23 protein-coding genes, 1 tRNA gene, 1 other RNA gene and 1 riboswitch are annotated in these 26961 nt (G+C 50.2%); of the genes, 13 read left to right on the top strand and 12 right to left on the bottom strand.

The features are described from left to right. Positions 1-796 precede the first annotated feature (796 nt). A complete protein-coding gene (adhE, locus tag EIP93_RS11120) occupies positions 797-3472 on the top strand; it encodes a bifunctional acetaldehyde-CoA/alcohol dehydrogenase (protein ID WP_095699419.1) in 2676 nt (891 codons plus the stop codon). A 153-nt stretch (positions 3473-3625) separates the two neighbouring features. Here the strand turns inward: adhE and EIP93_RS11115 are convergent, their stop codons facing one another. Continuing rightward, positions 3626-4222 (bottom strand): thymidine kinase, encoded by a 597-nt coding sequence (locus EIP93_RS11115; protein ID WP_039487093.1) that lies wholly within the window; start codon positions 4220-4222, stop codon positions 3626-3628. A 518-nt stretch (positions 4223-4740) separates the two neighbouring features. Here EIP93_RS11115 and hns point away from each other — a divergent pair. Continuing rightward, a complete protein-coding gene (hns, locus tag EIP93_RS11110; RefSeq protein WP_010275331.1) occupies positions 4741-5148 on the top strand; it encodes a histone-like nucleoid-structuring protein H-NS in 408 nt (135 codons plus the stop codon). Between the two features lie 146 nt (positions 5149-5294). On the opposite strand, the gene galU is transcribed toward hns, so the two are convergent. The 3 genes from galU to rssA all read right to left on the bottom strand — a co-directional run bounded on the left by galU (position 5295) and on the right by rssA (position 8458). Further along, complete coding sequence (gene galU, locus EIP93_RS11105) at positions 5295-6206, bottom strand: UTP--glucose-1-phosphate uridylyltransferase GalU (RefSeq protein WP_039473018.1); 912 nt, start codon at positions 6204-6206, stop codon at positions 5295-5297. Between the two features lie 205 nt (positions 6207-6411). Continuing rightward, entirely contained in the window at positions 6412-7428 is a 1017-nt protein-coding gene (gene rssB, locus EIP93_RS11100) for a two-component system response regulator RssB (protein ID WP_103860738.1), read from the bottom strand. A gap of 124 nt (positions 7429-7552) precedes the next feature. Then, positions 7553-8458 (bottom strand): patatin-like phospholipase RssA, encoded by a 906-nt coding sequence (gene rssA / locus EIP93_RS11095; protein WP_039531504.1) that lies wholly within the window; start codon positions 8456-8458, stop codon positions 7553-7555. 132 nt (positions 8459-8590) lie between these two features. On the opposite strand from rssA, the gene EIP93_RS11090 reads away from it, so the two are divergent. The 4 genes from EIP93_RS11090 to EIP93_RS11075 all read left to right on the top strand — a co-directional run bounded on the left by EIP93_RS11090 (position 8591) and on the right by EIP93_RS11075 (position 10403). Next, positions 8591-9058: a YchJ family protein gene (locus EIP93_RS11090; protein WP_125232703.1), complete on the top strand. Its 468-nt coding sequence runs from the start codon at positions 8591-8593 to the stop codon at positions 9056-9058. Between the two features lie 84 nt (positions 9059-9142). Beyond that, the gene (purU, locus tag EIP93_RS11085) at positions 9143-9991 is read left to right on the top strand and encodes a formyltetrahydrofolate deformylase (RefSeq protein WP_010295235.1); all 849 of its coding nucleotides are present in this window, start codon (positions 9143-9145) and stop codon (positions 9989-9991) included. A gap of 154 nt (positions 9992-10145) precedes the next feature. Next, positions 10146-10230 (top strand) — tRNA-Tyr (locus tag EIP93_RS11080). A gap of 43 nt (positions 10231-10273) precedes the next feature. Then, positions 10274-10403: non-coding RNA, RtT sRNA (locus EIP93_RS11075), on the top strand. Between the two features lie 164 nt (positions 10404-10567). On the opposite strand, the gene EIP93_RS11070 is transcribed toward EIP93_RS11075, so the two are convergent. Then, the gene (locus tag EIP93_RS11070) at positions 10568-11194 is read right to left on the bottom strand and encodes a trimeric intracellular cation channel family protein (RefSeq protein WP_039537403.1); all 627 of its coding nucleotides are present in this window, start codon (positions 11192-11194) and stop codon (positions 10568-10570) included. 21 nt (positions 11195-11215) lie between these two features. Next, positions 11216-11312, bottom strand: a riboswitch (glycine riboswitch). 309 nt (positions 11313-11621) lie between these two features. Here EIP93_RS11070 and xthA point away from each other — a divergent pair. After that, complete coding sequence (gene xthA, locus EIP93_RS11065) at positions 11622-12428, top strand: exodeoxyribonuclease III (RefSeq protein WP_103860741.1); 807 nt, start codon at positions 11622-11624, stop codon at positions 12426-12428. Between the two features lie 131 nt (positions 12429-12559). Here xthA and EIP93_RS11060 read toward each other — a convergent pair whose 3' ends face one another. The 3 genes from EIP93_RS11060 to EIP93_RS11050 all read right to left on the bottom strand — a co-directional run bounded on the left by EIP93_RS11060 (position 12560) and on the right by EIP93_RS11050 (position 15417). Further along, a complete protein-coding gene (locus EIP93_RS11060) occupies positions 12560-12847 on the bottom strand; it encodes a YnjH family protein (RefSeq protein ID WP_039489548.1) in 288 nt (95 codons plus the stop codon). Then, positions 12844-14769, bottom strand: a complete 1926-nt coding sequence (locus EIP93_RS11055) for a DNA topoisomerase III (protein ID WP_125232702.1) — start codon at positions 14767-14769, stop codon at positions 12844-12846. The genes EIP93_RS11060 and EIP93_RS11055 overlap by 4 nt, the downstream gene beginning before the upstream one ends. Positions 14770-14865: 96 nt before the next feature. Further along, a complete protein-coding gene (locus EIP93_RS11050) occupies positions 14866-15417 on the bottom strand; it encodes an NAD(P)H nitroreductase (protein ID WP_103860743.1) in 552 nt (183 codons plus the stop codon). A gap of 285 nt (positions 15418-15702) precedes the next feature. On the opposite strand from EIP93_RS11050, the gene sppA reads away from it, so the two are divergent. From sppA to pncA, 3 genes are all read left to right on the top strand, one after another. Then, positions 15703-17553, top strand: a complete 1851-nt coding sequence (gene sppA / locus EIP93_RS11045) for a signal peptide peptidase SppA (RefSeq protein WP_107332906.1) — start codon at positions 15703-15705, stop codon at positions 17551-17553. Positions 17554-17721: 168 nt separating this feature from the next. After that, positions 17722-18741: an asparaginase gene (ansA, locus tag EIP93_RS11040; RefSeq protein ID WP_039531489.1), complete on the top strand. Its 1020-nt coding sequence runs from the start codon at positions 17722-17724 to the stop codon at positions 18739-18741. Between the two features lie 19 nt (positions 18742-18760). Continuing rightward, on the top strand, positions 18761-19408 hold the full coding sequence (gene pncA / locus EIP93_RS11035; RefSeq protein ID WP_116362142.1) for a bifunctional nicotinamidase/pyrazinamidase: 648 nt from the start codon (positions 18761-18763) through the stop codon (positions 19406-19408). A 52-nt stretch (positions 19409-19460) separates the two neighbouring features. Here the strand turns inward: pncA and EIP93_RS11030 are convergent, their stop codons facing one another. Together EIP93_RS11030 and msrB are read right to left on the bottom strand one after the other, a co-directional pair. Beyond that, positions 19461-19739, bottom strand: coding sequence for a YeaC family protein (locus tag EIP93_RS11030; RefSeq protein WP_103860746.1), 279 nt, complete (start codon positions 19737-19739; stop codon positions 19461-19463). A gap of 132 nt (positions 19740-19871) precedes the next feature. Continuing rightward, a complete protein-coding gene (msrB, locus tag EIP93_RS11025; protein WP_039505479.1) occupies positions 19872-20291 on the bottom strand; it encodes a peptide-methionine (R)-S-oxide reductase MsrB in 420 nt (139 codons plus the stop codon). Between the two features lie 344 nt (positions 20292-20635). On the opposite strand from msrB, the gene gapA reads away from it, so the two are divergent. Further along, the gene (gene gapA, locus EIP93_RS11020; RefSeq protein WP_103860747.1) at positions 20636-21631 is read left to right on the top strand and encodes a glyceraldehyde-3-phosphate dehydrogenase; all 996 of its coding nucleotides are present in this window, start codon (positions 20636-20638) and stop codon (positions 21629-21631) included. Between the two features lie 107 nt (positions 21632-21738). Continuing rightward, on the top strand, positions 21739-22608 hold the full coding sequence (locus EIP93_RS11015; RefSeq protein ID WP_040032908.1) for a D-hexose-6-phosphate mutarotase: 870 nt from the start codon (positions 21739-21741) through the stop codon (positions 22606-22608). Positions 22609-22783: 175 nt separating this feature from the next. On the opposite strand, the gene EIP93_RS11010 is transcribed toward EIP93_RS11015, so the two are convergent. Then, on the bottom strand, positions 22784-23635 hold the full coding sequence (locus tag EIP93_RS11010) for an aldo/keto reductase (protein ID WP_125232701.1): 852 nt from the start codon (positions 23633-23635) through the stop codon (positions 22784-22786). Between the two features lie 158 nt (positions 23636-23793). Next, on the bottom strand, positions 23794-24543 hold the full coding sequence (locus EIP93_RS11005) for a MipA/OmpV family protein (protein ID WP_103971529.1): 750 nt from the start codon (positions 24541-24543) through the stop codon (positions 23794-23796). A gap of 456 nt (positions 24544-24999) precedes the next feature. Between EIP93_RS11005 and yeaG the strand changes: the two genes are divergently transcribed. Continuing rightward, a complete protein-coding gene (gene yeaG, locus EIP93_RS11000; protein WP_039489567.1) occupies positions 25000-26934 on the top strand; it encodes a protein kinase YeaG in 1935 nt (644 codons plus the stop codon). Positions 26935-26961 lie beyond the last annotated feature (27 nt).

Below are 26961 nucleotides of genomic sequence, written 5' to 3'. Positions count from 1 at the left end.
GCAATCATTAACCCTATGATAAACAATGTCTTTTCAATTAACCCTCAAGTATTTTTTAAATATTCAGCAATTTATAGTTTTTGAACAAAAAAACATCGTAGTGGGTTTCATCATTTTCACAGCACAAAAATGATGATGTATGCTTACCTGTCCGCGTCATTATCTGACCAAAATGTTAGTATTTTAACAATTCCATTACTCACCTAGCACCACAAGAGTTCCCTATTTCCCTGATATAGGCTGCGCGTAAAATAACTAACTCGATTAAGATATAAGCACTGTTTATACGAGCACGTTTTATACGAACAAATCACTCCCATTATGTGAACCACCGCGAGCCTGGAATTCCCCCCACAACGCCCCACTTCAGTGCCTGCCGCTATCCCTTACCAATCCCTTTTAGGTAGAAAAACCGCTTATCCCGTCTGATTAATGATACTCGTTATCAACATCACCCTGCTGAATGGTGTCAGCTTAAAGAAAATTCGATGTTGATCACAAAAAAGGCACCTACAAATAGGTATGCTCATTCCATACCGTTGTGAACACGTAAATCTTCTTAATTTTGATGTAATTTCAAAACAATATTTCAAAAATTTACGGTATCGGCGGTTACAGTATTTTAAAAAGCAATAATCGCGCCACAATAGCGGCTGACAAGCTCTTTGAGTCAATTAACGTGTGATAGGCAGGAAAGAATAGCCCAGTAACGGAAACGTACCCCGCTCGTTTATCTATACTGTTCTATCCGGCGAACAATTGACTGAAAGAGTTTAACATTTATCAGGAGAGCATTATGGCCGTAACCAACGTTGCTGAACTTAACGCATTGGTCGAAAGAGTGAAAAAGGCACAACAGGAATTTGCTACTTACACTCAGGAACAAGTGGACAAAATCTTCCGCGCTGCCGCACTCGCTGCATCGGATGCCCGTATCCCGCTGGCAAAAATGGCGGTTGCCGAATCTGGCATGGGGATCGTGGAAGATAAAGTCATCAAAAACCACTTCGCCTCAGAGTACATTTATAATGCCTATCAGGATGAAAAAACCTGCGGCGTCCTCTCTACTGATGACACTTTCGGTACCATTACGATCGCTGAACCTATTGGTCTGATTTGCGGTATTGTTCCCACCACTAACCCCACGTCTACCGCAATTTTTAAAGCGTTGATCAGCCTGAAGACCCGTAACGGGATTATCTTCTCTCCTCATCCACGTGCAAAAAATGCGACCAATAAAGCTGCCGACATTGTTCTGCAAGCAGCCATTGCGGCAGGCGCGCCGAAAGATATCATCGGCTGGATCGATCAGCCTTCCGTCGATCTGTCCAACCAGCTTATGCACCACCCCGATATCAACCTGATTCTGGCTACTGGTGGCCCAGGTATGGTGAAAGCCGCATACAGCTCCGGTAAACCGGCGATCGGCGTCGGTGCCGGTAACACGCCTGTTGTCGTTGACGAAACCGCAGATATCAAGCGTGCTGTTGCCTCTATTCTGATGTCGAAAACCTTCGATAACGGTGTGATTTGTGCGTCAGAACAGTCAGTCATCGTGGTAGACAGCGTCTATGATGCTGTGCGTGAACGTTTTGCCACCCACGGCGGCTACATGCTGAAAGGCAAAGAACTGCATGCCGTACAGGGTATTCTGCTGAAAAACGGTTCACTGAACGCCGACATTGTGGGCCAGCCTGCACCGAAGATCGCAGAAATGGCGGGTATCACTGTCCCTGCAAACACCAAAGTGCTGATCGGTGAAGTGACGGCCGTCGATGAATCCGAACCGTTTGCCCATGAAAAACTGTCTCCAACGCTGGCGATGTACCGTGCGAAAGACTTCAATGACGCCGTCATTAAAGCGGAAAAGCTGGTCGCAATGGGTGGCATCGGTCACACATCCTGCCTGTATACCGATCAGGACAATCAGCCAGAGCGCGTGAATCATTTCGGTAATATGATGAAAACGGCGCGTATCCTGATTAACACCCCAGCCTCTCAAGGTGGTATCGGCGATCTCTACAACTTTAAACTCGCTCCGTCTCTGACGCTGGGCTGTGGCTCTTGGGGCGGAAACTCCATCTCCGAAAATGTCGGTCCGAAGCACTTGATCAACAAGAAAACGGTAGCCAAGCGAGCAGAGAATATGTTGTGGCATAAACTTCCTAAATCCATTTATTTCCGTCGTGGCTCACTGCCTATCGCCCTTGAAGAAGTCGCTTCCGATGGTGCAAAACGTGCATTTATCGTGACCGACCGCTTCCTGTTCAACAACGGCTATGTCGATCAGGTGACGTCTGTACTGAAACAGCACGGACTGGAAACCGAAGTGTTCTTCGAAGTTGAAGCTGACCCGACGCTGAGCATCGTGCGTAAAGGCGCGGAACAAATGCATTCCTTCAAGCCGGATGTGATTATTGCGCTGGGCGGTGGTTCTCCAATGGATGCCGCGAAGATCATGTGGGTGATGTATGAGCATCCTACGACGCACTTCGAAGAGCTGGCACTGCGCTTTATGGATATCCGTAAACGTATCTACAAGTTCCCGAAAATGGGCGTTAAAGCCAAAATGGTGGCGATTACCACCACATCCGGTACCGGTTCCGAAGTCACACCGTTTGCCGTAGTGACTGACGATGCTACCGGACAGAAATATCCGTTGGCGGACTACGCGCTGACGCCAGATATGGCGATTGTTGATGCCAATTTGGTAATGAATATGCCGAAATCGCTGTGTGCGTTTGGCGGGCTTGATGCCGTAACCCACTCACTGGAAGCCTATGTTTCCGTGCTGGCAAACGAATATTCAGATGGACAGGCGTTACAAGCGCTGAAACTCCTGAAGGAAAACTTGCCAGACAGCTACCGTGACGGCGCGAAAAACCCGGTTGCCCGTGAGCGTGTACATAACGCCGCGACAATTGCAGGTATCGCGTTTGCCAACGCCTTCCTCGGCGTCTGTCACTCCATGGCGCATAAACTGGGCTCTGAATTCCATATTCCGCACGGCTTGGCTAATGCCCTGCTGATCTCAAACGTGATTCGCTATAACGCGAACGACAACCCGACCAAGCAGACGACGTTCAGCCAGTATGACCGTCCGCAGGCTCGCCGTCGTTATGCGGAAATAGCCGACCACCTGCGTTTGACTGCTCCAAGCGATCGTACCGCGCAGAAAATCGAGAAATTGCTGAACTGGCTGGAAGAAATAAAGACAGAGCTGGGGATCCCAACGTCTATTCGTGAAGCGGGCGTACAGGAAGCCGATTTCCTGGCTAAGGTCGATAAACTGTCAGAAGATGCGTTCGACGATCAGTGTACCGGCGCTAACCCGCGTTACCCGCTGATTTCCGAACTGAAACAAATTCTGCTGGATACTTACTATGGTCGTAAGTTCTCTGAAGAAGAAAAAACAGAAGCAGTTGAACCTGTAGCAAAAGCCGCTAAAACCAGCAAGAAAGCCGCACACTAACGTTCTGGCTGTAACCGCCTTAACCTAAAGGCGGTTTATCTCTCAACGATGCCCAACCTTTTAAGGTTGGGCATTTTTGTTACTCGTACTCAGCATAGACACGCATCAATACGCCGTTTATTAATCGCCCCGTTTGTCGGATATTTAACCGACTTACTCGCTTTCTTTACGGGTTAATCCCAGCGCAATTTTATAATGCTTACGGCACACAGAAACATAGCTCTCATTGCCGCCAATAACGACCTGCTCTCCTTCGTGGACGGCATTACCTTGTGCATCTAACCGCAATACACAGTTGGCTTTACGGCCGCAATGGCAGACCGTTTTTAACTCGATCAGCTTATCTGCCCACGCTAATAAATAGTGACTCCCAGAAAACAAATCACCACGAAAATCAGTACGCAATCCGTAACACAATACTGGGATATCTAATTGGTCCACGACATCGGAAAGCTCCCCCACCTGCTCGCGGGTTAAAAATTGACATTCATCAATTAATACACAATCGACGGGCTGAGCACGGTGCTCTTTCTCCAGCAATCCAAATAAGGATGTCTGCGGATTAAACAATAATGCAGGAGAAGAAAGGCCGATCCGTGAACTTACTATCCCCACGCCATGCCGATTATCTATTTCTGCAGTGAACACCAGCGTGCGCATCCCACGCTCCTGGTAGTTATATGACGACTGCAATAGTGCCGTCGATTTCCCTGCATTCATTGCAGAATAATAAAAATAAAGTTGGGCCACTCGGTCACTCCAAAAGGCAGGCTATATACTCGTAATACTTCAAGTTGCATGTGCGTTGGCTACGTTCACTCACCCGAATCACTTACCTGTGTTTGCTCATCGGGATTCCTTCTCTTGCCGCCTGCCTGAAACTCGAATTATTTGGGGTATATGATCTTCGGGTCGTAAACACTTATTGTAACAACTCGTCTTCGCGCTGCGCAATGGCCTATTCTCCGACCACATTTTGTCCATACACCCGCCAGCGACGGCCTTTTATGATAAAGGATATAAACGTTCCTTATAACAACGGCACGGCATCAATAAGTCATTCTCTGCCTTTTGAGGTAGAAAAGCGGCATACCAAATGTATTTTTTTGATAACAGGAAAGTATTTATATTTATGTAACATACGATGTGAGATCTGTTTTAAAAATGACGTTTTTTAACAAACTTACAAATTTGACTATTGCAGAAAGGAAAATAGCACTCTATTATCACACTACACGCCACCAATAATATTATTTGAGATTATCACAATGAGCGAAGCACTAAAGATTCTTAACAACATCCGTACTCTGCGTGCCCAGGCAAGAGAATGTACCCTGGATACTTTGGAAGAAATGCTGGAAAAACTGGAAGTCGTGGTTAATGAACGCCGCGAAGAAGATAGCCAGGTTCAGGCTGAAGTTGAAGAACGTGCGCGTAAATTGCAGCAATATCGCGATATGCTGATTGCAGACGGTATTGACCCTAACGAATTATTGCAGTCTTTAGGTTCAGTTAAGGTTGCAGGTAAAAGCAAGCGCGCTGCCCGCCCAGCAAAATATCAATACACTGACGAAAACGGCGAACTTAAAACCTGGACTGGCCAGGGTCGTACACCGGCAGTAATCAAGAAAGCGATCGAAGAGCAAGGTAAATCTTTAGACGATTTCCTGCTGTAATCGTTTATAAGTACTGAATACGAAAAAACCCCCGATAACTATCGGGGGTTTTTCTTTGGTAACGCATATTGCAAAGAAAAACAGATATGCCGCCATTTTTGGCTGCTCTCTGTTTTTTGTAAACAGAGAGCAATCATTACATTCTGTTATTTTTCTTCGGCTTCAATCGTTTCCTGCAGCCACTGCGCAAATTCCTGGCCTAAACCATCATGGCGTAAACCATATTCAACGAATGCCTGCATATAGCCTAATTTATTACCACAGTCATGGCTCACACCTTTCAGGTGATACGCTTCTACTGTTTCTTTTTCCATCAACATCGCGATGGCATCGGTTAACTGAATTTCATTACCTGCGCCAGGCGGTGTTTTTTCCAGCAGAGACCAAATATCCGCAGAGAGGACATAGCGGCCAACGACGGCTAAATTAGACGGGGCTTCGGAAGCCTTAGGTTTTTCAACCACACCGACCATTGGTACGCTGTCCCCTGCTTTTAATTCCACGCCTTTGCAATCAACCACGCCATAGCTACTTACATTTTCAACAGGCTCAACCATAATCTGGCTATGGCCCGTCGTAGAGAAGCGCTGCAACATTTCGCTCAGGTTATCTTTCTTCAGATCGGATTCATATTCATCAATAATCACATCTGGCAGAATAACCGCGACAGGCTCATCCCCGACTAACGGGTGCGCGCACAATACGGCATGGCCAAGCCCTTTGGCTAACCCCTGACGCACTTGCATAATGGTGACGTGCTTAGGACAGATAGATTGAATCTCTTCCAACAGCTGACGTTTAACGCGCTTTTCCAGTATGGCTTCCAGTTCAAAACTGGTATCGAAATGGTTTTCGATAGAATTCTTAGAAGAGTGCGTAACAAGAATAATTTCATTAATCCCTGCTGCGATACACTCATTAACAACATATTGGATCAGCGGTTTATCTACCAACGGCAGCATTTCTTTAGGAATGGCTTTGGTGGCAGGCAGCATACGCGTCCCTAATCCAGCAACCGGTATGACCGCTTTTTTTACTTTTTTATTCACAATAGACATAAACAGCCTCTTATATACCGTTCAAATAATGAACTTTATTTATCTAATCAAGATAACCGCAAGAGTATAACGACTTTAACAAGAGCACGCTTGTCCCAACGTTACCGTTCAATAAAAATAAGATAACTCCCTACATAGTAGGAAATAAAAAATAATACCGAAAGATGGGTATTACCTGAAACCCGCACCATCTCGCGCTATCAGACTATTCTGTCGTCAACATCAGTCGCAAACGGCCGCCGCCGCCCCAGATCTGGCATTGCCAAGCTTCGCACTGATAATTCAGCTGGTTGAGATAAGCCCCTTCAAGCGTGCCTAAAGGGACGCCGCTATTTAGCGCTATCTGCTGTTCATTAACGTTCAGCGTCGCATTTAGCCCAGCGGAAATCAGTATTAGCTGTTTTAACTGCTGATGGTAATACCCCACAAGCAAAGGAAAACGACCGTCCAGGCTCGCTTGCCGCAACAGCTGGTTTACCTGCTTTAATAGCGTCGGCAAATGCGGCAAACGGTGTTGTTGATCGGCCAAATGCTCCTGAAGCACCCCATTGAACAAGGTTCGAAGCAGTAACGCTGCCAGCGTCCCACTATTATTGACGCCTTGAGTGACATCAAGGCAATAGAAGGCTAGTTCAGTCTCCGAAAGCGCGGCAATATCCAACACCAGCCCCGGTTGTTCCGCTGCCGTCAACTGACGATAGTTAATACGGCAACGAGCAAGCGTTTGCTGAACGGGCGGTTGTAGTTGGGCAAGCAGTTTGGTGACGGCTTCAGGAGATTGATTTAGGGAATCCATGTCCTGCATGAGTTGATCCATCTCATTCAGCTGTGAGGTGAACATATCAGGATATAGGCAGGACATTACAGCTTCACGCAAACGTCCATAGTCACGAATCGGTTTCAGCAACACATCCTGAACACCAAGCCGCAAGACTTTGGCAATGTCCGCCATCTGGCTGGTTGCAGAGATGATCAGTATTGGCGTGTCGTTGTCTTTCAAGCGCAGACGTTCAAGGAACTCGATGCCTCCCATCGTCGGCATACTCAGATCGCAAATCATTAAATCGGGTTGGTAATGTTCAAGAGTACTTAGCGCATCTAATCCGTTAATCGCTTCCTGAACTGAAGCCCCAAGAGAAGTCAGATAACCAGCGAGCACAGATCGAAAAACGGCCTCGTCATCAATGACTAAAATATGCTTACCCGCTAGTGGTTGTTCCATCAGTACCCCTTACTTCAAACACCGAATAATCACACCTGCTTTAGCGCCAGTGTGCCGGATAGACGGCACACGCTGTCTTCTTCTCTACATGTACTTTAACTACAACTACATGCTGCTCGCTTCACTATGCCTCTTTCGCGAGCGGCAACAATTCATCACGCATCTTTTCCACCGCCTTATAACCCGCCTCAATCGCCTCCTGCGCCCGATGAAAATCTAAGGTAGCAATCTGGGGACAATGCGGTTGCAACAGCACATCAGGTGGATCGCCCGCCATCCGCGTCATCTTCAACCGATTTTCCAGAATTTGAATCGACGTACTCATTATCTCCATCGCCGTTGGCGAACTTTCCGCTTGCTGACGGCGGCCCCGCAGTAAGCGTTCCCGAATTTTGCTACGCCAATCTTGCGGAACATTCTCCACATCAATGTCTGACGCCGTCGGTTTGATCGACAGCAAATCCTGATGATTAAGGCTAGCGTCGTGCTGGAGATCAACCGCAATCACGATGTCGGCCCCCATTGCCCGCGCCAGAGAAACGGGAACAGGGTTAACCACCGCGCCATCCACCAGCCAGTAATCGTTAAATCGAACGGGGGATAGCAGACCGGGCATACTGCAAGACGCCCGCATAGCCTGATGCAAGTCGCCTTCCGTCAGCCAGAGCTCACGCCCTGTACTGAGGTTGGTCGTCACTACGCCATATTTAATAGCACAGTCTTCAATCTGTGTTGTATGTAACAAATGCTTCACACTATTAAAAACACGATCGCCACGCAACAAACTGCCGCGCTGCCAGGAGAGATCCATCAGTCGAATCACGTCCCAGTAGCCAAACGCCCTCACCCAGCGATCCACTGAAGAGAGATTGTTTGTGGCATACGCCGCACCAACCAGCGCGCCGATAGAACAACCAGCCACAACATCAACCTCTATCCCCATTTCTGTTAACGCATTAAATACACCAATATGCGCCCATCCTTTCGCTGCCCCAGATCCCAAGGCTATTCCAATTTTTTTCCGCTGCATGATCGATCCACCTGCCTTCATTTTAGCGCACATTGCTACACGTAGAGTTTCTTAGGTAACATATCGGCATCCTGCATAGTGATCTGTTTATTATCTATCAGTTTTTATCTTAAATTTTCTTCAGGAGACATCGTGTCAGAATCTTGCCCCTGTTGCAGTGGATTGCAGTATAACGCATGCTGTCAACCCTACCTCACGCATGCCGCAACAGCGGCTGAGCCCGCCATCTTAATGCGATCGCGCTATACCGCCTATGTCAAACACGATGTCTATTATCTTATCGCCACCTGGCATCCCGATCTTCAGCCCGAGAAATGGCGCGGGTCCCTCGCGGAAAGCTGCCAGAATTCACAGTGGCTCGGCCTTACTATACTGGCAACATCTCCCGGAAAAACGCCCGATGAGGGCTATGTGGAATTCGCCGCACGTTATATATCGGAAAGCGACAACCAGCGAACAGAAGTGATGCGAGAGCGCTCACGCTTCCTTCGCCAGCAGGATCGCTGGTACTATATAGACGGCGTTCATTTGCAGACAGGCAGAAATGAACCTTGCCCGTGTGGTTCCGGCAAAAAATACAAAAAGTGTTGCGGACAATAGAACACAGGCAGTCGTCCACGCGGCGTTATTGCTGCGTTACCATAAGATCGTTATTTTAGTTTTTTGGACAGGATCCACACGCTCATGCAATCCCAAAATATACAAAGAAAAGTATTACGAACCATTTGCCCCGACGCAAAAGGGCTCATCGCGAAAATTACGAATATTTGTTATAAGCACGAACTGAACATCGTGCAAAACAATGAGTTTGTCGATCATCGCACTGGCCGTTTTTTCATGCGGACCGAGTTGGAAGGGATTTTCAACGACACCACGCTGTTAGCCGATCTGGATAGCGCGCTTCCCGAAGGATCTTCTCGCGAATTAACCGCAGCTGGCCGTCGTCGCATCGTCGTTCTAGTGACGAAAGAAGCCCACTGCCTGGGCGATCTGTTGATGAAAAGCGCCTACGGTGGTTTGGATGTCGAAATCTCTGCCGTCATCGGCAACCACGATACCTTGCAGACACTGGTTGAGCGGTTTGATATTCCTTTCCATCTGGTCAGTCATGAAGGACTGACTCGCGAAGAGCACGATCAAAAAATGATCGCGCAGATCGACCAATACAAACCCGATTACGTCGTGCTGGCAAAATATATGCGAGTGCTGACACCGGCCTTTGTCCAGCACTACCCAAATCAGGTGATCAACATTCACCATTCGTTTTTACCCGCTTTTATCGGTGCTCGCCCGTACCATCAGGCTTATGAGCGCGGTGTAAAAATCATTGGCGCGACGGCACACTACGTCAACGATAATCTGGATGAAGGTCCGATCATCATGCAGGATGTTATTCATGTCGACCATACTTATTCGGGCGACGACATGATGCGTGCAGGCCGAGACGTTGAGAAAAATGTCCTGAGTCGTGCGCTGTACCGCGTGCTGGGACAGCGTGTTTTTGTCTACGGTAACCGCACCATTATTCTGTAATTGGTTGATCGGGCATCTTTTTGTATAAGGATGCGCCGAACGGAATAAAAAAACGGCAACCGCATTTATTTTTGATATATACCGCTTTACAGGGGCGCGTCATTTGATATGATGCGCCCCGCTTGAAGCGAAAGTGTCTTGCAGCAAGGCCAGTGGTGGGGTTCCCGAGCGGCCAAAGGGAGCAGACTGTAAATCTGCCGTCACAGACTTCGAAGGTTCGAATCCTTCCCCCACCACCATTTCAAAGTAACACTTCTGAATTAAATCCCAACGACAAAGTATCAGATTCCCATTAGGGGAAGGTGAGAACCTTCGACCAAGGTTCGACAAAACCGGCACGGTTTTGAGCAACGCGCCGCGTTGACCCGCAGGGCGAGGAGCGAAGCGACGAGTTATCCTTCCCCCACCACCATTTCAAAGCAGCACTTCTGAATTACATCCCAACGCCAAAGTATCAGATTCCCATTAGGGGAAGGTGAGAGCCTTCGACCAAGGTTCGGCAACCCATAGCGTTATTTCCCCACTGCCACTCGCACCAATAATCAGCGCAATAGCATGGAATGGGGAAAGATAGCCTTACGCCTTCCCTTTCCAGCGCCCAGGAACATAAGAGAACACTGGGAGTTGCCACGACCAGCGAATGGCTGCCAGACGCACGGCCAAACCAATGCTGAATGACACCAGCAGATTAATATCGTGATTAACGTTAAGCGATTTTAACCCAAGATAGAGAAGTGCAACCAAAAGCGAGACGCTGGCGTACAGCTCTTTTTTCAGCACCATTGGCGTACGGTTACAGAAAATATCACGCAATATTCCACCGAAAATCCCGGTTACGATACCTGCCATAACCACCACCGTCGTTGAATAATTCAGTTGCAGTGCGACGTTGCAACCAATAACCGTAAAGGCAATCAGTCCCATCGCATCCAGCACCAGAAAGAGTCGGTGCAAATGGTGCATGAAGCGCGCAATGATAATCGTGAAAAGACCCGCACCAATGGTGAGGTAGATATAGCCGGGATGCTGCGTCCAGCCGATGGGATAATTACCGAGGAGAATATCGCGAACGGTACCACCGCCAAGCGCGGTGATGAAGGCAATCATGCCTACGCCAAAAATATCCATATTACGACGTCCGGCAGCCAGCGCCCCGGACATCCCCTCTGCCGTAATCGCGATCAGATAGATGTAAGTCAGCACACAAGTTATCCTGTGAAATGTGCCACTCCCTCTGTCCGCTTTACCTGAGAGTTTACGCAGCAGTGCTGCTTGCCCCTTCGGTGGGTTGCATTGGCAACCTCTCTCCAGTTGGCTTCAATGGAATTCGCAGTTAGGGTAGCCTGAGCGATTATGGGAGTTTGCGCCTTCGGCGGAGCGTCATATATACCCTAAATAATGACGGGTATGCGCCCTCTCTCCTGCGAGGTGCGGAGTATAGCGGTCGACAAGCCTCATGTTCAACTGAATATAAGTGAATCTTATTTTTAACGATTCTCATCTGCGCCAACCGTCTCTGAAGCCACAGCAATAAGCCCCGTAACCCTATTCGAAAACGTAGCCTCGCCGTGACGCCACGCCCCATTTTCTGCTACCATCTGGTCACATTTTTTAGCGAATGGCAGCGAACATGAAAGTTGTATCTTTTAATATCAATGGCCTGCGGGCGCGCCCTCATCAGTTGGCCGCCATTATCGAACAACACCAGCCGGATGTGATCGGGTTGCAGGAAACGAAAGTCCACGATGACATGTTTCCGTTAGAGGATGTCAGCCAGTACGGCTACCACGTTTATTATCACGGACAAAAAGGTCACTACGGCGTCGCACTGCTGTGTAAAGAGCAGCCCATTGCGGTTCGTCGCGGTTTCCCTACGGATGAAGACGATGCACAGCGCCGGATCATCATGGCAGATTTTGCCACTGAGCACGGCACACTCACCGTCGTTAACGGCTATTTTCCACAGGGAGAAAGCCGCGACCATCCGGTAAAATTCCCCGCCAAGACGCGCTTTTATCAGGATTTGCAAACCTATCTGGAACAGCACCATAGCGCGACACAACCGCTGATTGTGATGGGTGATGTTAATATCAGTCCCACCGATCTGGATATCGGGATCGGCGAAGAGAACCGTAAGCGCTGGCTACGCACCGGTAAATGTTCTTTCCTGCCGGAAGAGCGTGACTGGATGGCGCGTTTGCAAGGCTGGGGACTTATCGACACCTTCCGTGCCGCTAACCCAGAGAGCAACGATCGTTTTTCGTGGTTTGACTACCGTTCCGCCGGGTTCGATGACAACCGTGGCCTGCGTATTGACCTGATTCTTGCTAGTACCTTTCTGGCCGAGCGCTGCATCGCCACCGGTATTGATTACGATATTCGAGGAATGGAAAAACCGTCCGACCATGCCCCGATCTGGGCGCAGTTTTCGTTGTAGGCGTTTTCATTGTAGAAACTTTCGTTGCAGAGATAATACGCGGTGAAAATAACATCACCGCTGTGCATCCAAGCCACAGCGGTGATTAAAATAAGCGAAAGTTAAGCGTCGGGCTTTTTAACTCGCCGTTATTACTTAACCAACTGCCATATCAGGTTATTCGTTCCCAGCGTTTGCTTGTCCCGCACGCATTGCAGAATCACACCTTCGACCTTTACCACCGCGCCTTCAGAATAATTCCGGTTTTCATACACGCAGCAACGCAGGCAGTTGTTATTTTGCTCACGCACCGCAGTCCCTGCTCCCCACACTTCCGGTGGAACGGGAACAACAATATCTGTTCCGCCACGATTAGCCTGCGCCAAAGCGGGCAGCACTAGCATCACACTGGCGACACACAAAGACACTAACGATTTCATTGCTCCTGCTCCTTCGCTTTTTTAGTCTGAGGCTTACGCCGTTTTGAAGCACCCGACGGCGGTGCAGAAAGCCCTTTGAACGCCCTCACCGCACCGTTTTGTTTCGCTTGCTGAATCAACTCCTGCAAGGAGTTCGTCAGCGGTTGCATAAAATCCTGATAGCGACATTTTTTCTCGCTAATTTGCGTCAACGTGGCTTCCCAATGTGCGGTCATGTCAGGATGCGCCGCACTGGCAGGCAGTGAGTGAATCAACGCCCGCCCCGCTTCACTCGCGTGAATATAGCGGGCTTTCTTAAACAGAAATGTCCGTTTAAACAATAACTCGATAATACCCGCGCGCGTCGCCTCGGTACCTAACCCATCGGTCGCTCGCAGGATTTTCTTCAGTTCTTTATCCTGCACAAAACGCGCGATGCCCGTCATCGCCGATAACAACGTGGCATCGGTAAACGGCCGTGGCGGCTGTGTTTGGCGCTCAACCACCTCACCGCGTTCACACAGTAATTCATCACCTTTTGCCACTACGGGCAACGGCGTCCCTTCGTTTTCTTCGTCCCGCTCTTTGCCACCTAACAACGTGCGCCACCCAGCTTCAGCCAGGAAGCGCGCTTTGGCAATAAATTTACCGCCCGCAATATCCAGTTCAATGACACACTTGCGAAACACAGCATCTGGACAGAATTGCATAATGTACTGCCGCGCGACTAAACCATACACCTTGCGCTCATTCTCCGTCAGCGAGGCGCTTGCACTGCGGGCGGTAGGAATAATCGCGTGGTGAGCATCGACCTTACCATCGTCCCAGCAGCGGTTACGCCGATCCACATCCATAACTGGCTGTGGCAACAGGTCTGGCTGGTGTACGGATATCGCATTCAAGACGGCATGACGCCCGGCAAAATGCTCCTCTGGCAAATAGCGACAGTCAGAACGCGGGTACGTAATCAGCTTATGGGTTTCATAGAGCTTCTGGCACACGTCCAGAACTTGCTGTGCGCTAAGCCCGAAACGCTTAGCGGCTTCGATCTGTAACGTCGACAGCGAATAAGGCAGCGGTGCGGTTTCTGATTCCCGTTTATCATTATAGCTGGTGACGAACGCGGGCTGGCCTTCGATACGCTTGACGACATGATCCGCCAACGATCGATGCAGCAATCGCCCTTCTTCATCCTGATAAGGTTCACAGGATTCGCTGGGTTGCCACATCGCGACAAAACGCTCATCGGCAGGCGTTACGATATGGGCTTTCACTTCAAAGTAATCTTTGGAAATGAAGTTTTCTATCTCTTCATCTCGTCGCACCACCAGCCCCAGCACTGGCGTTTGCACGCGGCCAACCGACAGCACGCCGTCATAGCCCGCATTGCGCCCTAATATCGTATAGGCGCGGGTCATGTTAATGCCGTAGAGCCAGTCCGCTCGGGAACGCGCCAGCGCCGACACACACAGGGGGATAAACTCTCTGTTTTCACGTAAACGAGAAACGGCACGTTCTACCGCCTGTGGGTTAAGATCGTTAACCAGACAACGGCGTACCTGCTGGCGTTTTTCTTCCGGCAGGGAAAGGTATTCCAGCACCTCATCCACCAGCAGTTGTCCTTCACGATCGGGGTCTCCCGCGTGAATCACTTCGGTGGCGTCATTCAGGAGCTTTTTTATGGTGTTGAGCTGCTTACTGACCGAGGGTCGCGGCTGCAACAGCCATTTCTGGGGAATGATAGGTAGGTCGGTGAGCGACCAGCGAGCATAGCGCGCATCATAAACATCCGGTTGCGCCTGCTCCAGCAGGTGCCCCACGCACCACGTCACAACATCATTCTGACCGCAGGCAATAAAGCCATCGCCGCGTCGATGCGGTTTGGGTAACACGTCTGCAATCGCCCGCGCAAGGCTGGGCTTTTCGGCAATAAAAAGTCGCATTATTCACCATCAAGCAGACTGGGCATTTCCCGCGCAACTCGCGGGAAAGCACGCTGTAAAACGGGGTGGAAATCGAGATTATTCAAAAGATGACGATCAGAAGTAGTGAACAAACGCGTCGGTATCAAGCGGCGTGACCGTTGTCGATGCTTTGAGCACGGGTGTTCCCAGATAGAGGAAACCGACAATTTCATCCTGCTCACGGCAGTTGAACGCTTCACGCACCAGCGTATTGTGCGTCCAGGCGCCGCTACGCCAGATACCATTAAAGCCCTGCGCCAATGCGGCCATCTGCATGGCCTGAACCGCACAGCCTGCGGAGACAATCTGTTCCCAAAGCGGGACTTTCGGGTTCTCTTCACAATGGGCAACAACGGTGATAATCAGCGGCGCGCGATAAGGTGCCTGACGCGCTTTATCGATACCGGCTTCGTCCAGCCCTTCCTGCTGCGCGGCACGGGCCAGTAGCGTACTAAAACGATCCAGACCGTCATTTTCGATCATAAAAAAGCGCCACGGCTGCATCGCACCATGATCCGGCGCACGCACACCGGCGTGGATAATGTTATTCAATGCGTCACCCGTCGGTGCTGGCGCGGTCAGGCGCGAGGCCGAACGACGATTCAATAGCAATTCAAGAGCATCCATCGCACATCTCCTGTCTGGCAATATAATTTCTGCGGTACAATTCAGTTCTACGGCAAGCCACTTCTACAGTAGAAATGACTGTACGGCAACGTTGCGCGCCACGTTAGCACAAGTAGAAGTTTTGTTACAAGATAACCCCTGACAGGGCGTGCTTCTGCGGCGATTTAATGCTGACTTTTTACTGTCCGCTCATTAGGATACTATCACTCCTTGTGCTTCATCACTTGCCAGAGGGCGAGTTGAAGGACGTAGGGCACACGCTGTTTACCCGTTCATGGAGATATCATGCGCACATTGTGGCGAATTTTTAGCGGATTTTTTAAGTGGACATGGCGTCTGCTTAATTTTATCAGAGAATTTATTCTCAATATTTTCCTTATTGCTCTGATTTTAGTGGGTGTTGGGATCTACTCACAGGTAAAAACGACGCCGGAAGCGGCCACGAAGGGTGCGCTGTTGGTCGATCTGACGGGCGTGGTCGTTGATCAACCCACCGTTAACAACAAACTGCGTCAATTAGGACGCGAATTCTTCGGCGCATCGAACAATCGTCGCCAGGAGAACTCACTGTTCGATATCGTCGACAGTATTCGTCAGGCAAAGAGTGACGACAACATCACGGGAATGGTGCTGGATCTCAGCGACTTTACCGGTGCCGACCAACCGTCTCTGCAATACATCGGTAAAGCGCTGCGCGAATTTCGCGATAGCGGCAAACCTATTTATGCGGTCGGCGACAGCTACAACCAGTCTCAATACTATTTGGCCAGTTTTGCCAATACGGTGTCATTGACGCCACAAGGCAGTGTTGATCTGCACGGTTTCGCCACCAACAATCTCTATTTCAAGTCCATGTTGGACAAGCTGAAAGTGACCACCAATATCTTCCGCGTGGGAACCTATAAATCAGCCGTTGAGCCGTATCTGCGCGACGATATGTCACCTGCTGCGCGTGATGCCGATGGCCGTTGGATCAACGCCCTGTGGCAGCAGTATTTAAATACCGTTTCTGCTAACCGCCAGATTACACCTCAGCAGCTCTTCCCTGGCGCAACCAGCATCCTTGCAGGCTTGCAGGCCGTTCAGGGCGATACTGCACGCTATGCGCTGGATAACAAGCTGGTCGATGAAGTGGCATCACGTTCCGTGACCGAGCAATCGCTGGTTAAAGCGTTCGGCTGGAATAGTCAGAAGAACAACTTTAATTTCATCAGTATTTACGACTACACCATCAAACCACCGGTACAAAACAACAACCAGATCGCGGTTGTGTTTGCCAATGGCGCAATCATTGACGGTCCGGAAACGCCGGGAATGGTCGGCGGTGATACTACGGCGGCACAAATCCGCGCCGCGCGCCTCGATCCTAAAGTCAAAGCGCTGGTATTACGCGTCAATAGCCCCGGCGGTAGCGTTACCGCGTCGGAGCTGATTCGTTCAGAATTGATGGCGCTCCGTTTGGCGGGTAAACCGATCGTGGTATCCATGGGGGGAATGGCAGCATCGGGCGGCTACTGGATCTCAACGCCTGCGAACGCAATCATCTCCAGCGCCAGTACGCTGACCGGTTCTATCGGTATTTTTGGCGTGATTACCACCTTCGAAGATTCGCTGGAAAGCCTTGGCGTCCACACGGATGGCGTTGCTACTTCCCCGCTGGCCGATCTGTCGATCACAAAATCACTGCCGCCTGAATTCTCCCAGATGATGCAGTTGAGTATCGAACGCGGTTATAAGAATTTCATCGATATCGTGGCGCAGGCTCGTAAGAAAACGCCTGAGCAAATCGATCAGATCGCACAAGGTCACGTCTGGGTCGGTAGCGACGCGAAAGAAAATGGTTTGGTTGATCAGATCGGCGATTTTGATGATGCCGTGAAGAAAGCGGCTGAGCTGGCAAAACTGGGACAGTATCAGTTGAACTGGTATGCCGAACAGCCAGGCCTTCTCGACACGATGCTGAATCAGGTGAACGCTTCCGTTTATGCCCTGCTGCCCGTTGCCGTCCAGTCTATGCTGCCAGCACCGGTCGCACAGTTGGCGGAAGTGGTGCGGTCACAGCCGTCCATCATGAATAACCTGAACGACCCGCAGAACCGGTACGCATTTTGCCTCACCTGCGGAGAAGTCCGGTAGCGTTTGGTCGCTATATGTACCCTAAATAATTCGAGTTGTGTGAAGGAAGCCAACGCACAAACAACTTGAAGTATGACGGGCCTGGCCCGGTAATAGTCATTACTTATGATGATATTACCGGGCTATTTTTCCCTCTATACTTGATTTTTAATCCTGACTCACACCACCATGCGAAAGAAATCCATTTATGTCGCCTATACGGGCGGCACCATCGGTATGCAGCGCTCTGCTAACGGCTATGTACCAGTATCCGGTCATTTACAACAGCAATTGGCAAAAATGCCAGAATTCCACCGTGAAGAGATGCCATCGTTCACGATTCATGAATATGACCCGCTAATCGATTCGTCTGACATGACGCCAGCGGATTGGCAATCCATCGCGGACGATATTCAAGACCACTACGATGATTACGACGGTTTTGTGATTCTGCATGGTACTGACACGATGGCGTTCACCGCATCTGCGCTCTCGTTTATGCTCGAAAACCTTGCCAAGCCGGTTATCGTGACAGGGTCACAAATTCCGTTAGCAGAATTGCGTTCGGACGGCCAGACTAACCTGTTGAACGCGCTATACGTTGCCGCTAATCATCCGATTAATGAAGTCGCCCTCTTCTTCAATAACAAACTGCTGCGCGGCAACCGCACCACCAAAGCCCATGCGGACGGTTTTGATGCCTTCGCCTCCCCCAACTATCCGCCGCTGCTGGAAGCCGGCATCCATATTCGTCGGCTGGCACCGACCGTGGAATGTAGCAACTGTCCGCCGTTGAAAGTGCATCACATTACGCCGCAGCCTATCGGGGTGATTACGATTTATCCTGGCATTTCTGCCGATGTCATCAGCAATTTCCTCCGTCAGCCAGTAAAAGCCCTTATCCTGCGATCCTACGGCGTTGGCAACGCGCCGCAAAGCCCTGGTCTGCTGCACGAGTTACGTGAAGCCTCCGCACGCGGCATTGTGGTCGTCAACCTGACGCAGTGCATTTCCGGCCGCGTGAACATGGGCGGCTATGCGACGGGCAATGCGCTGGCGCATGCGGGCGTCATCAGTGGCTTTGATATGACCGTCGAAGCCGCCTTGACCAAGCTGCATTACTTATTGAGCCAGCAAGACTTAAGCGCCGATGAAATCCGCCAGTTGATGCAGCAGAATCTGCATGGGGAATTGAGCGATAAAGATTGAGTTAATCACGGAGTAGATAATGAAAAAAGCATTGCTATTAGTTGATTTGCAAAATGATTTTTGCCCCGGCGGCGCATTGGCCGTTAACGAAGGCGACCGCGTCATTGACGTTGCCAATCGTGCTATTGAGGCTTGTCTGGACGCTGGCGTCACGGTGATTGCCAGTCAGGATTGGCATCCGGCTAATCACGGCAGCTTTGCGGTTAATGCGAATACCAAGGTCGGAGAACTCGGTGAATTAAACGGATGGCCGCAGATCTGGTGGCCGATTCACTGTGTACAGGGAACCACCGGAGCTGATTTTCACCCAGCGCTTAATCAGTCGGCCATTCAGTGGATCGTACAAAAAGGGACGCAGCCGGAGATCGATAGCTATAGCGCTTTTTTCGATAATGGGCATCGGGTTAAAACCGAATTGGATGCGTGGCTACGCGCTAATCACATCACCCATTTGACGATTCTGGGGCTGGCAACAGATTATTGCGTCAAGTTCAGCGTATTGGATGCCATTGCGCTGGGCTACCACACCGAAGTCCTGGTGGATGGTTGTCGTGGCGTGAATCTTTCTCCTGATGACAGCGAATCTGCGTTACGGGAAATGGCGCAGCGTGGCGCGATACTGACGGATATGACGCAGTTTCTTACTACGGTGTTTTCTGCCCGTTAGCGCGACTGACAACTGAAAATAGCGGCAGCCAATGAGGCTGCCTGCTCACACGTTACGCGTTGGGTTTCAGCGTAATAATGGCGTCAGCGATGTTAAACTCGCGCTTCAACTCCTGCTTGCTCTTCATCACGATTTCGCCATCAGTGCCAATCGTCATGTGCTCAGCCTCTTCGTTATGACGAGCCTGCCACATCATCACCATTTGCAGGCAATTTTCTTTCTGCTCAGCCGTCAACGCGACACCATCTGGCCATTTGCCTAACTCCACCGCCGTGACTAACCGTTGGTAAATTTCTGGCGTCATGGCATCGATCAGATCATTGAGTTCCATATCCGGTTTCTGCTCCGAGAAAGGTCAGATTTATTATTACTGGATTCCAGTTTGTGTAGCGTTTCATCGTAGCTGAATCGTTTAAAGCTAAAACATTATCAGCCTGTCACTGCCACACCTATCGCGGACAGATTACCCGTCAACGCGTTCGCCATCAACGTCGTCGATAAAACTCAGCGAAGCAGAATTCACGCAGTAGCGCTCTCCCGTGGTTTTCGGGCCATCAGGGAAAACGTGCCCCAGATGCGCATCACACTGCCCGCAGCGGATCTCGATGCGGCGCATATTGTGTGAGTCATCTTCCAGATAGCGAATCGCCTCTGAGGAAACAGGCTGATCGAAGCTCGGCCAGCCACAGCCCGAGTCATATTTGCTATCGGAATAAAACAGCGGAGCCTGGCAGCAGAGGCAGTGATAAGCGCCAGTGCGCTTGTTATGCAACAATTTGCCTGAAAACGCAGGCTCCGTACCGCGTTGCTGGGTGACATAGCGCTGCATCTCTGTCAATTCAGTGTTGTCGGACGGGGTATGCGAAGCAGAGTCGTTAGTCATTGGAAGTCTCACAGCGGGTGTTATCAATTCAATTAATCATTGATTATAACAAAAAATTAACAACCTGACAGGCCGTTCTGTCCTAATATTAGGAATGTTATTAGCATGAATATTTAATTGTGATGCACGTCACATATTGAGATAACACAGGCTTTATATGATGCATTCCGCCCTCATATCAGTCTTAGATGTTACTTAGTTACAGGGTCGAGCGGTTTTCGCACAAAGTTTGGTCATAGGTTTGACTTACAGCAACTATTGACACGATTCCGCTTGACGCTCAGCAAGGTTTTTGTAATTTTACAACCAACCTTTTATTCACAAACCAATAGCTGGTGGAATATATGACTATCAAAGTAGGTATCAACGGTTTTGGCCGTATCGGCCGTATTGTTTTTCGCGCTGCACAAGAGCGTTCTGACATCGAGATCGTTGCAATCAACGACCTGTTAGATGCTGAGTACATGGCGTATATGCTGAAGTACGACTCAACTCATGGTCGTTTCGACGGCACCGTTGAAGTTAAAGATGGCCACCTGGTTGTTAACGGCAAAACCATTCGTGTTACTGCAGAGCGCGATCCTGCAAACCTGAAGTGGAACGAAGTCAACGTGGACGTTGTTGCTGAAGCAACTGGCCTGTTCCTGACTGACGAGACTGCACGTAAACACATCGCTGCTGGTGCGAAGAAAGTCGTTCTGACTGGTCCATCTAAAGATGACACCCCGATGTTCGTTATGGGCGTAAACCACAAAACTTACGCAGGTCAGGAAATCGTTTCTAACGCATCTTGTACCACTAACTGCTTGGCACCGCTGGCAAAAGTTATCAACGACAACTTCGGTATCGTCGAAGCACTGATGACCACTGTTCACGCAACCACTGCAACGCAGAAAACTGTTGATGGCCCGTCTCACAAAGACTGGCGCGGCGGCCGTGGCGCAGCACAGAACATCATCCCATCTTCTACCGGTGCTGCTAAAGCAGTAGGTAAAGTGATTCCTGAGCTGAACGGCAAACTGACTGGTATGGCGTTCCGCGTTCCTACCCCGAACGTTTCTGTTGTTGACCTGACTGCACGTCTGGAAAAACCAGCGTCTTACAAAGAAATTTGTGCAGCAATCAAAGCCGCTTCTGAAGGCGAGCTGAAAGGCGTTCTGGGCTACACCGAAGACGAAGTGGTTTCTACCGATTTCAACGGTGAAAAACTGACTTCCGTATTCGATGCTAAAGCCGGTATCGCACTGAGCGATAACTTTGTGAAACTGGTTTCCTGGTACGACAACGAAACAGGTTACTCAAACAAAGTTCTGGATCTGATCGCTCACATCTCTAAATAAGCGTCAGCGATGATTCTGTGAAAAAAGGGCGACGTAATGTCGCCCTTTTTTATTGTTAATTGCAGATTTCTTTTTACCACGAAAAACAATCAAAAAAAGGCACTATCATGCATAACACAATTTTCTCACTCCCCGTCACTAAGCAAATTAGCGCAACCCTCAGCCAGCGTCAGTTGGACCAACTACCTATCATCGTCGTTGATCATCCAGAAGTGCGCGCAGCGGTCGCATTGCAAGGGGCGCACCTACTCAGTTGGCAGCCGACAAACGAAGAACCGGTGCTCTGGCTGAGCGACAATACGCCTTTTACTCATCACGTTGCGATTCGCGGCGGTGTCCCGATCTGTTTCCCTTGGTTTGGCCCTTTCGCCGATCCTAACCACGGTTTTGCCCGTCTGCTGCCGTGGGAATTTACCGCTCACAGCGAAGATGAGCACGGTGTGCAGCTCACATTCACGCTGCGGGACAATGAAGAAACGCGTAAGAGCTGGCCGCATGAATTCACGCTCATCGCCCGCTTCAAGCTGGGCAAAGAGTGCGGTATTGAGCTGGAAGCGCATGGCGATTACAGCATCACCAGCGCGCTGCACACCTATTTCAACATCGGCGACATCAGCGATATTCGCATTGCCGGCCTGGGTGAATCATTCATCGATAAAGTGGATCAAGGCAAGCTGGCTACGCAGCAAGGTGATTTGGTCTTTACCGACCGTACAGACCGTATTTATACCCAGCCGCAGGACACCAGCGTGGTACATGATGCGGTACTGAAACGCGCTATCGAAGTACACCATACGCACCATAGCGATGTGGTGTCATGGAACCCCGGTGCAGAGCTGTCTCGTACGATTAGCGATATGCCAGATGAGGGATATAAAACGTTCGTGTGTGTGGAAACCGCGCGAATTAATCAACCGTTTGTCGCATCTGCCAAGGCTCCGGCTCGCTTGGCGACGGTTATCCGCATCAAGAAATAACCACCGCTGCATATACCCTAAATAATTCGAGTTGCGTGAAGGCGGCAACCGCACGAATCCCCAGGAGCTTACACAAGTAAGTGACTGGGGTGAGTAAGAGAAGCCAACGCACATGCGGCTTGAAGTATGACGGGTATACCGCCATACACCTCTTCTGCAAATGTTTTATCTTCCGCTACACCACATCCAAATGCTGTTTGCGCGTCGGCGGTGGAAACGCCTGATCCAACTGCCCGAGATCGTCCTCAGACAACACCACGTCCAGCGCTTTCGCATTTTCCTGCACATGCTTTACAGAACTGGCTTTTGGAATCGCGATCACGCCCGGCTGGCGAATCACCCACGCCAGTAAAAGTTGAGCAGGCGTGATGTTATGTTCACGCGCAATGCGGTTCACCACCGGATGCGAGAATAATCCCTCACGCAAGCGCCCTGCCTGCGCCAGCGGGCAATACGCCATCACGGGAAGCTGCTGTTGCTGACACCACGGCAACAAATCAAATTCAATACCGCGCGAGGCCAAATGGTAAAGCACCTGATTAGTCATGCAGTGCTGTCCGCCATTTAGCGACCACAGCTCCTGCATATCCTCAAGATCGAGATTGGACACGCCCCACTGGCCGATTTTTCCCGCCTGCTGCAATCGCTCCATTGCGGCGATCGTATCCACTAACGGAATGCCACCGCGCCAGTGCAGCAAATACAGGTCAATACGCTCGGTTTTCAGCCGCTTCAGGCTGCGTTCACATGCCTGTATCGCTTTTTCGCCTCCCGCATTGTGCGGGTACACTTTCGATACCAGATAAACGCTGTCACGGCGGCCGCATATCGCGTCCCCAACCACGTCCTCCGCCCTGCCTTCCGCATACATTTCGGCGGTATCAATCATCGTTAACCCAAGGTCGATGCCCGCTTGCAGCGCCGCCACTTCCTGCGCTTTCATGCGGGCATCTTCGCCCATGTACCACGTTCCCTGACCGATCGCCGGTACGCGAGTGTTATCTGGAAAACGAATCGCTTTTGTCACGAGCCCTCCTTGTTATACCGTCAACGTAACCAGTTTACCGTCAAACCTAACATGACATTCGGCGCACCATAAATGTGCAAATGGGGTGATATCACCCCATTATTGTACGGCAGATGCACTATGCTTACGCAGAGCATTAAAAGTGCTCATGAAAAGTATCAGAAGCGATAGCTGACGCCCGCGCTCATTAAGATGCTGTGGTTACTATCAACAATCGGGCTGTCTTTCATTTCGTCAGACAGACGCGTGTAACGGCCCACGGCCCAGGCGCTCCAGCTTTGGTTAATCTGATAGCCCGCACTCAGTTCAAGATACGGAGCCCAGCCATCGCCAGGGCTATATTGGTTAAAGCCGGAACGAGCAGATTCTTGTGCGCTAACACCGTAGTAATACTGGTTCATGTTTTCACTGAACCAAGTGGCGCCGATACCTGGGGTGATGCTCAGATCGCCCATTGAGAAGCGGTAAAGATAAGCGGTATCCCACGCGAAGCCGTTGCTGTAATCCAGCGTGTCCCCTGCCAGCACGGTACGAATTTCACCCCAGTCGGCGGTATGACGATAAGCGGCACCCGCCATCAGCGTACTGCGGCGTTTGTCCAACTGCTTCATACGCAGATCGTCGCTATCTCCCGGCTTAAACCCTAAAGGCAGGTAATACGCCGTTAAAGAGAAACGATTTGCGCCGTCATTCCACAGGTAGTATCCACCACCTAGCCCGCGGAAATAAAAACTTTCACTTTCATAATTCAGTACAGGAAGCGGATAAACATCATTATCAACACCACGGTACACGGACGTTGAACCCGCAGCGCCAAGGCCCAGCGAGACGTCTGCGGCATAGGCTGAAGGCAGGAGCACAGCACCAGAAACCAGTGCGGCCAGCATACATAGTTGAGGTTTTTTCACAGTTTTCTATTTCCTATTACAGATAAATATCATGAAACATGATAAGCCAATTACACACGTTCGCGTTCAGGTTATATAAAAATAACATTAACGAATAACCTATATATTCGATAGGTTTTACGTGCGCTAACGTCGGTAATAGGCGGTGTCCTTAAGGCAGAACGCCCATTCTCTATAATGTTACACGGATTTTCCTGAAAGTGAGTCCTTGAAATATCTTAAAAATACGTCTGTGGACTAGAGGAAATTTTACGGATGCAAACTACGCTTTAATACAGAAGGTGACGTCTTCCTTGACCAGCAGGAATGAATAAAATCACGACGCCCTGACGCTACAAGTTGGCATAAGGGTTGCTGGACTCAGGAGATTTCTTCTTTCGGAGGGCAATACATTAATAGGCATATATTCCACACGCTCTCTTAATCTGTGCTAATCGACGAAGGACGGGCATCGCTATGAACATATTTGATCACTACCGCCAGCGCTACGACGCTGCCAAGGATGAAGAGTTCACTCTGCAGGAATTCCTTACTATCTGTCAGCAGGATCGCAACGCTTATGCGAACGCAGCTGAACGATTGTTAACGGCTATCGGTGAGCCTGTAATGGTGGATACCGCCCAAGAATCACGAATGTCGCGCCTATTCTCAAACCGGGTGATTGCTCGCTACCCTGCTTTTGAAGAATTTTACGGTATGGAAGAGGCCATCGAACAGATTGTCTCTTACCTGAAACATGCCGCGCAGGGATTAGAAGAGAAGAAACAGATTCTGTATCTGTTGGGGCCGGTCGGCGGCGGGAAATCCTCTCTGGCCGAACGCCTGAAAGCGCTAATGCAGCGCGTACCGATTTACATCCTCAGCGCCAACGGCGAACGCAGCCCGGTGAATGACCATCCGCTCTGCCTGTTCAACCCGCAGGAAGATGCCGCGATACTCGAGAAAGAGTATGCCATTCCACGGCGCTATCTCGGCACCATCATGTCGCCGTGGGCAGCCAAACGCCTTCAGGACTTTGGCGGCGACATTACCAAGTTCAGAGTGGTCAAAGTGTGGCCATCCATTCTGGCGCAAATTGGGATCGCGAAGACCGAGCCCGGCGATGAAAACAATCAGGACATTTCAGCGCTGGTCGGTAAAGTCGATATCCGCAAGCTGGAGCATTTTGCCCAGAACGATCCCGATGCCTACGGTTATTCCGGCGCACTGTGCCGCGCGAACCAGGGCATTATGGAATTCGTCGAAATGTTCAAAGCGCCGATCAAGGTGCTCCACCCGCTGCTGACTGCGACACAGGAAGGTAACTATAACGGGACGGAAGGCATTGCCGCCCTGCCGTTCAACGGGATTATTCTGGCGCACTCCAATGAATCCGAGTGGGTGCAATTCCGTAACAACAAGAACAATGAAGCGTTTCTTGACCGCGTGTATATCGTGAAGGTGCCGTACTGCCTGCGCGTATCCGAAGAGGTCAAAATCTACGACAAATTGCTGGATCACAGCGAGCTGACACATGCCCCTTGCGCGCCCGGCACGCTGGAAACGCTGGCCCGCTTCTCCATTCTGTCACGCCTGAAAGATCCGGAAAACTCCAGCATCTACTCCAAGATGCGGGTGTACGACGGGGAAAGCCTGAAAGATACCGATCCGAAGGCGAAGTCCTATCAGGAGTATCGCGACTACGCGGGCGTTGATGAGGGAATGAACGGCCTGTCGACTCGCTTTGCGTTCAAGATTCTGTCGCGCGTCTTTAACTTCGATCACAGTGAAGTCGCGGCCAACCCGGTACACCTGTTCTACGTACTGGAACAGCAGATCGAGCGCGAGCAATTCCCGCAGGAGCTGGCAGAAAAATATCTGGAGCACCTGAAAGGCTATCTGACGCCGAAGTACGCCGAATTTATCGGTAAAGAGATCCAGACCGCCTATCTCGAATCCTATTCCGAATACGGCCAGAACATTTTTGACCGTTATGTTACCTATGCGGATTTCTGGATTCAGGATCAGGAGTACCGTGACCCAGATACAGGCCAGCTGTTTGACCGCGAATCGTTAAACGCCGAGCTGGAAAAAATCGAAAAGCCTGCGGGCATCAGCAACCCTAAAGACTTCCGTAACGAGATCGTCAACTTTGTCCTGCGCGCCCGTGCCAGCAACAGCGGCCGGAATCCAAACTGGACCAGTTACGAGAAGCTGCGCACGGTCATTGAGAAGAAGATGTTCTCCAATACGGAAGAGCTGCTGCCTGTGATTTCGTTTAATACCAAAACTTCAACGGATGAACAGAAAAAACATGATGATTTCGTCGATCGCATGATGGAGAAAGGCTACACCCGGAAACAGGTGCGTTTGCTGTGCGAATGGTATCTGCGGGTGAGGAAGTCATCATAATGACGCACGATGCTGGCAACAGCGTTT

The sequence above is a fragment of the Pectobacterium versatile genome (assembly GCF_003932035.1).
Taxonomy (GTDB): Bacteria; Pseudomonadota; Gammaproteobacteria; order Enterobacterales; family Enterobacteriaceae; genus Pectobacterium; species Pectobacterium versatile.
This window is presented reverse-complemented; position numbering and strand designations above follow the sequence as displayed.

What these genes read in the sequence shown, in the direction of transcription:
- adhE (WP_095699419.1), top strand. Translation starts at nt 797, where the DNA reads ATGGCCGTAACCAACGTTGCTGAACTTAACGCATTGGTCGAAAGAGTG.
- hns (WP_010275331.1), top strand. Translation starts at nt 4,741, where the DNA reads ATGAGCGAAGCACTAAAGATTCTTAACAACATCCGTACTCTGCGTGCC.
- galU (WP_039473018.1), bottom strand. Translation starts at nt 6,206, where the DNA reads ATGTCTATTGTGAATAAAAAAGTAAAAAAAGCGGTCATACCGGTTGCT.
- rssB (WP_103860738.1), bottom strand. Translation starts at nt 7,428, where the DNA reads ATGGAACAACCACTAGCGGGTAAGCATATTTTAGTCATTGATGACGAG.
- rssA (WP_039531504.1), bottom strand. Translation starts at nt 8,458, where the DNA reads ATGCAGCGGAAAAAAATTGGAATAGCCTTGGGATCTGGGGCAGCGAAA.
- purU (WP_010295235.1), top strand. Translation starts at nt 9,143, where the DNA reads ATGCAATCCCAAAATATACAAAGAAAAGTATTACGAACCATTTGCCCC.
- xthA (WP_103860741.1), top strand. Translation starts at nt 11,622, where the DNA reads ATGAAAGTTGTATCTTTTAATATCAATGGCCTGCGGGCGCGCCCTCAT.
- EIP93_RS11060 (WP_039489548.1), bottom strand. Translation starts at nt 12,847, where the DNA reads ATGAAATCGTTAGTGTCTTTGTGTGTCGCCAGTGTGATGCTAGTGCTG.
- EIP93_RS11055 (WP_125232702.1), bottom strand. Translation starts at nt 14,769, where the DNA reads ATGCGACTTTTTATTGCCGAAAAGCCCAGCCTTGCGCGGGCGATTGCA.
- EIP93_RS11050 (WP_103860743.1), bottom strand. Translation starts at nt 15,417, where the DNA reads ATGGATGCTCTTGAATTGCTATTGAATCGTCGTTCGGCCTCGCGCCTG.
- sppA (WP_107332906.1), top strand. Translation starts at nt 15,703, where the DNA reads ATGCGCACATTGTGGCGAATTTTTAGCGGATTTTTTAAGTGGACATGG.
- ansA (WP_039531489.1), top strand. Translation starts at nt 17,722, where the DNA reads ATGCGAAAGAAATCCATTTATGTCGCCTATACGGGCGGCACCATCGGT.
- pncA (WP_116362142.1), top strand. Translation starts at nt 18,761, where the DNA reads ATGAAAAAAGCATTGCTATTAGTTGATTTGCAAAATGATTTTTGCCCC.
- EIP93_RS11030 (WP_103860746.1), bottom strand. Translation starts at nt 19,739, where the DNA reads ATGGAACTCAATGATCTGATCGATGCCATGACGCCAGAAATTTACCAA.
- msrB (WP_039505479.1), bottom strand. Translation starts at nt 20,291, where the DNA reads ATGACTAACGACTCTGCTTCGCATACCCCGTCCGACAACACTGAATTG.
- gapA (WP_103860747.1), top strand. Translation starts at nt 20,636, where the DNA reads ATGACTATCAAAGTAGGTATCAACGGTTTTGGCCGTATCGGCCGTATT.
- EIP93_RS11015 (WP_040032908.1), top strand. Translation starts at nt 21,739, where the DNA reads ATGCATAACACAATTTTCTCACTCCCCGTCACTAAGCAAATTAGCGCA.
- yeaG (WP_039489567.1), top strand. Translation starts at nt 25,000, where the DNA reads ATGAACATATTTGATCACTACCGCCAGCGCTACGACGCTGCCAAGGAT.